The sequence below is a fragment of the Marilutibacter maris genome (assembly GCF_006546735.2).
GTDB classification, from domain to species: domain Bacteria; phylum Pseudomonadota; class Gammaproteobacteria; order Xanthomonadales; family Xanthomonadaceae; genus Marilutibacter; species Marilutibacter maris.
In genome coordinates this window covers 1-5,551 of the sequence record NZ_VICD02000188.1, presented here as the reverse complement: position 1 = coordinate 5,551, position 5,551 = coordinate 1, and the positions used below count along the sequence as shown (strand labels likewise).

4 protein-coding genes are annotated in these 5,551 nt (G+C 69.3%); 2 read left to right on the top strand and 2 right to left on the bottom strand.

Annotated features, from left to right (window positions below):
- A partial coding sequence (locus FKV24_RS11110; RefSeq protein ID WP_211371851.1) for an ankyrin repeat domain-containing protein occupies positions 1 to 890 on the top strand: 890 nt, incomplete at its 5' end.
- Positions 891 to 1,183: 293 nt separating this feature from the next.
- Here the strand turns inward: FKV24_RS11110 and FKV24_RS11105 are convergent.
- Positions 1,184 to 2,998: a monovalent cation:proton antiporter-2 (CPA2) family protein gene (locus FKV24_RS11105; protein WP_141482433.1), complete on the bottom strand. Its 1,815-nt coding sequence runs from the start codon at positions 2,996 to 2,998 to the stop codon at positions 1,184 to 1,186.
- Between the two features lie 155 nt (positions 2,999 to 3,153).
- On the opposite strand from FKV24_RS11105, the gene FKV24_RS11100 reads away from it, so the two are divergent.
- Positions 3,154 to 4,005, top strand: coding sequence for an energy transducer TonB (locus FKV24_RS11100; RefSeq protein WP_170288284.1), 852 nt, complete (start codon positions 3,154 to 3,156; stop codon positions 4,003 to 4,005).
- A gap of 67 nt (positions 4,006 to 4,072) precedes the next feature.
- On the opposite strand, the gene rho is transcribed toward FKV24_RS11100, so the two are convergent.
- A partial coding sequence (gene rho / locus FKV24_RS11095) for a transcription termination factor Rho (RefSeq protein WP_141482431.1) occupies positions 4,073 to 5,551 on the bottom strand: 1,479 nt, incomplete at its 5' end.

The window sequence follows — 5,551 nt, the reverse complement described above, 5'->3', positions numbered from 1 at the left end:
GGCCCCTGCCGCGGCGGCCGCTGCGCGACAGCGACGTGCCGGCCGCGGCGATCGTCGGCGATACCGATGCGGTCCGCCGCCTGCTCGACCTGGGCTTCCCGGTCGACGCGACCGACAGCCAGGGATGCACTGCGTTGCTGCGCGCGGCCGGCGGCGGCCACGCTGAGCTGGTCGAACTGCTGCTCGCGCGCGGTGCCGACCCGCAGCGGGCGGCGAACTCGGGAGCGACGCCGTTGTCGGCGGCGGTCAGCATGCGTCATGCCGAGATCGTCGACCGCCTGATCGCGGCGCGCGCGCCGCTGGAGCAACGTCTGCCGGGCGAGCTGACCGCATTGATGGTGGCATGCGCGCTGGGCCTGCCCGACATGGCCGGGCGGCTGCTGGCGGCCGGTGCCGATGCCCATGCGGTGGACGCCCAGGGCCGCACCCCGCTGCACTGCGCGGCTATGTTCGGCTTCACCGCGCGCGACCGCACGCGACTGGTCGCGTTGCTGGATACCCTGCTGCTGGCCGACGGCGATGCCGATGTCAGCGCGGCCGGCGTCACCCCGTTGCTGCTGTTGCTGGGCGCGCGCGCCGAGCCGGGCACCGCCGCCGACGAGGACTGCCTGATCGCCGGCATGGAGCTTCTGATCGACCACGACGCGCATCTGGACGTGGTCGATCCGCGCGGCTTCGGTCCGCTGCACCTGGCCGCGCTGCATGGCCTGGTCGGGGTGGTGCAGTGGCTGCTGCGCGCGGGCGCCGACCCGGATCTGCGCGATTCGCTGAACCGCACGCCGCGCGAGATCGCGGTGATGCGGGGCTTCGTCGATATCGCCGCCGAGTTCGGTACCCCGGCATCGCAGTCGAGCGTGTCGATGGCGCGGTTCCTGCGCGACAAGCCCTGATCCCCGGCAAGGTCTGAACAAATCCGTCCTGGACTTGCTCAGGCGTCGCAAGGTCAAGCCAAGCTCGACCTTGCTCATGCCGTATCAAGCCCTTGTGTGCCTGATCCGCGTGTGCGCCATCCCGGGCGCGCGGAACCTCTGAACCGATCGGAGGCTCCCCAGGAGCGGCGTCAGCCGCGATGGAAGCGCGCGGTGAGTTCCGCTTGCGGCTCGCACGGCTCCCGCAACACATGTCAGGGCAGGAAGCGGCGGCGTATGTCGCCGTTCCAGAGCGGCATGCGCCCCAGGCGCTCTTAGCCGGGCGGCCGCTCCGCCTTGGTGGCGCGTGCCAGCACGCCCTCGCCGGCATCGGCGTCGAGCAGTTCCTCCAGTTCGCGGCGCGCGTCCTGCACGGTCTGCATCAGCGCATCCTCGTCATGGTGGATCGGATGTTGCGCCTGCAGCAGGCGTTCGTCGTGCTCGGCGAAGCGCGTGGCCAGATGGCGTGCGGTGTCGGTCGCCACACCCAGCGCCTGCAGCACCGCCTCGCCGGTGCGCAGGCTGGAGTACAGCAGCTCGCGTACCGGCTCGACCCCCAGGTCCATCAGCTCCCAGGCGATCCGGCGGTCGCGGGCCTGGGCGAACACCCGCGCCCGCGGGTACAGGTGGCGGAACGCCTTGGCGACCCGCAGGCTCTCGGCGGGGTCGTCGATCGCGACCACGAACACGTCGACGTGGGCGGCGCCGGCGGAGCGCAACAGCTCGGGCCGGGCCGGGTCGCCGTAGTAGATCAGGTTGCCGAAGCGGCGCGAGAACTCCAGCTGCTCGACATCGTGCTCGATGACGATGAACGGGGTCCGGTGCATCGCCAACAGGCGCGCGACGATCTGGCCGAAGCGGCCGAAGCCGGCGATCAGCACCTGCGGGCGACCGTCCTCGGGCATCGGGTCGGCCTCGCGCTCGGGCTGGGCTCTGGGCTTGTGCGCCAGGCCCCTGGAGATCGCGATCAGCAGCAGCGGCGTCAACGCCATCGATACGCCGACCGCGGCGACCAGACGGTCGCGCGCGACCATGTCGAGCAGGCCGGCGCGCACGGCCTCGGAGAACACCACGAAGGCGAACTCGCCGCCCAGCGCCAGCACCGCGCCCAGCCGCAGCGCCTCGCCGCGGTCGAGGCCGCCGGGAACGCGGCCGACCATGAAGATCAGCGCGAACTTGACCAGCATCAGCGCGGCGACCAGGCCGGCGATGAACAGCGGTTCGGACATCACCCGGTCCAGGTCGATGCTCATGCCGACCGCCATGAAGAACAGGCCCAGCAGCAGGCCCTTGAACGGGTCGATCTGCGATTCCAGCTCGTGGCGGAATTCCGAGTCGGCCAGCAGCACGCCGGCGATGAACGCGCCCAGTCCCGCCGACAGCCCGGCGACCTGCATCAGCCAGGCCGAGCCGAGCACGGTCAGCAGGGCGGCGCCGGTGAATACCTCCGGCATCTGCGACCGGGCGACGATGCGGAACAACTGGCGCAGCAACAGGCGGCCGCCCAGCACCAGGATCGCGATCGCGACGACCGCCTTGGCCACGCCCTGCCAGCCGGGGCCGGCCTCCTCGCCGCCGGAAGCCAACAGCGGAATCGCCGCCAGCAGCGGGATCGCGGCCAGGTCCTGGAACAGCAGGATCGCGAAGGCCAGCCGTCCGTGCGGCGCGGTCAGCGACTTGCGCTCGGCCAGCAGTTGCAGGCCGACCGCGGTCGAGGACAGCGCCAGACCAAAGCCGACCACCAGCGCCGCCTTCAATCCGAGTCCGCCCAGCGTCGACAGTCCGGCCAGGGCCAGCCCGCACAGCAGCACCTGCAGCCCGCCGACCCCGAACACCGGCCTGCGCATCACCTTCAGCCGCGGCAACGACAGTTCCAGGCCGATCACGAACAGCATCATCACCACGCCGATCTCCGACGCGGTCAGCACCCGCTCGGCATTGGTGATCACCTTCAGCCCGAACGGCCCCAGCACGACGCCGGCGGCCAGATAGCCGAGCACCGCGCCCAGGCCGAAGCGCCGGAACACCGGCACCGCGATCACCGCGGCGAGCAGGAATACGAGTGCGAGTTCCAGGCCTTGTCCGTGCATGGTAGGGGTAGGGTGTGTTCGGTCCGAGACGTTGGGACAGGAAAGGATGCCGCACACCCGGCCGGATGGCCCGTAGTCTGCGGTAGCGGTATTGTGACAGCTGTCGGCCGATGGTGATTGTGAGCCGCGGCGACGGCCTGCATGGAGGAGATGGAATGAGGTACCTGAGCAGGATCGCGATGTTGGCTCTAATGTTTGCGGCCGGTACGGTGCTGGCCGGTACGCCGGACAGCCGCCCGGTGCGCGACCGAATCGAGGCCAGCATGCTGGTCACCGGCATGGTCGACATCGACCCCGATGGCAGCGTTTCGTCGTGGAAGCTCGATCAGTTGGAGAAACTGCCTCCGGCAGTGACCGAGCTGCTCGCCGGGACCATCCCAGGCTGGCGCTTCAAGCCGATCCTGATCGATGGCGAACCCGCCGCGGTGCGTGCGCGTACCAGCATCAGGATACAAGCGCGCAAACTGGACGGAGACAACTTCCTTGTCGAGGTCGCTGGCGCGCACTTTGGCTCGCACAAGGACGCGGACGTGCCAACCTACCGGCGCCTGACTTCGCCCCACTACCCAACGGAACTGGCCAAGGCTGGAGCGGGCGGGACCGTCTACCTGTTGGTCAAGATCGCCCGGGACGGATCGGTCGAGGACGCGATCGCCGAGCAGGTGAACCTGAAGACCATCGCCAGCGATCCTCAGATGAGGCGCATGCGCGGGCGGTTCGAGGCCGCAGCGATCTATGCCGCGCGCAGGTGGACCTTCAATCCGCCGGTGACGCCTGACGATGCGCCGTACTGGCTGGTGCGCGTACCGGTCGACTTCATCGCGCCAGGACTTCGGGAGAGCGGCTATGGCGAGTGGAGCGCCTATATCCCCGGCGAGCGCCGCACCAATCCGTGGGTGCAGGAAGACGACCGCGTCTCGCCCGACATGCTCGCCGCCGGCGGTGTCTATCCGGTCGGGCTGCGCGGTCCGGAATTGCTGACACCGCTGGACGTGCCGCAGGGCTGAAGCCCGGCCCTGCGCAATAAAAACGCCCCGCGATGCGGGGCGTTTTCGTGTGCGTCGGCAGTTGGCCTCAGCGCTTCATCGAGCTGAAGAACTCGTCGTTGGACTTGGTGTTCTTCATCTTGTCGAGCAGGAACTCCATCGCGCCGATCTCGTCCATGCCGTGCAGCAGCTTGCGCAGGATCCAGATCTTCTGCAGCAGTTCCGGTTCGATCAGCAGGTCCTCGCGGCGGGTGCCGGAGCGGTTGATGTTGATCGCCGGGTAGACGCGCTTCTCGGCGATCTGGCGCGACAGGTGCACCTCGGAGTTGCCGGTGCCCTTGAACTCCTCGTAGATCACCTCGTCCATCTTGCTGCCGGTGTCGATCAGCGCGGTGGCGATGATGGTCAGCGAGCCGCCTTCCTCGACGTTGCGGGCGGCGCCGAAGAAGCGCTTCGGACGGTGCAGCGCATTGGCGTCGACGCCTCCGGTCAGGACCTTGCCCGAGGACGGGACGACGTTGTTGTAGGCGCGGGCCAGGCGGGTGATCGAGTCGAGCAGGATCACCACGTCCTTCTTGTGCTCGACCAGGCGCTTGGCACGCTCGATCACCATCTCGGCGACCTGGACGTGGCGCGCGGCCGGCTCGTCGAAGGTCGAACTGACCACCTCGCCGCGCACGGTGCGCTGCATCTCGGTTACTTCCTCCGGACGCTCGTCGACCAGCAGCACGATCAGGTGCACGTCCGGATGGTTGGTGGTGATGGCGGTGGCGACCTGCTGCATCAGCATGGTCTTGCCGGCCTTGGGCGGGCTGACGATCAGCGCGCGCTGGCCCTTGCCCTGCGGCGCCATCAGGTCGAGGATGCGGCCGGTGATGTCCTCGGTGCTGCCGTCGCCGCGCTCCAGGCGGAAGCGGCGGCGCGGGAACAGCGGGGTCAGGTTCTCGAACAGGGTCTTGTTCTTGGACGCTTCCAGCGGCTCGCCGTTGATGGTGTCGACCACCGACAGGGCGAAGTAGCGCTCGCCGTCCTTGGGCCAGCGGATGCGGCCGGACAGGTGGTCGCCGGTGCGCAGGTTGAAGCGGCGGATCTGGCTGGGGCTGATGTAGACATCGTCCGGGCCGGCCAGGTAGCTGGCCTCCAGCGCGCGCAGGAAACCGAAGCCGTCGGGCAGGATTTCCAGCACGCCGTCGGCGGCGACGCCCTCGCCGTGGCGGGTCAGCACCTTGAGCAGGGCGAAGATCACGTCCTGCTTGCGGGCGCGGGCGACGCCCTCCTGGATCTGCAGTTGTTCGGCGATCTCCAGCAGCTTCGGCGCCGGCATCCGCTTCATGTCGCCCAGCGAGTACTGCGGGAAGCCTTCCGGGACCTGCGGGTGCGGGCGCGGGGTGAACTCTTCCGAGCCGCTGTCGTCGGGCATGCCGTCGCGGCTGCGGTTGCGGTTGCGATCGCGGCGGTTGCGGAAGCGCTCGCGGCGGTTGCCGCGGCCGCCGTCCTGGTTCTGACCGGCATCGCGCTGGCCGCCTTCACGCTGGCCGCCCTCGCGCGGTGCATTCTCGCGCTGGCC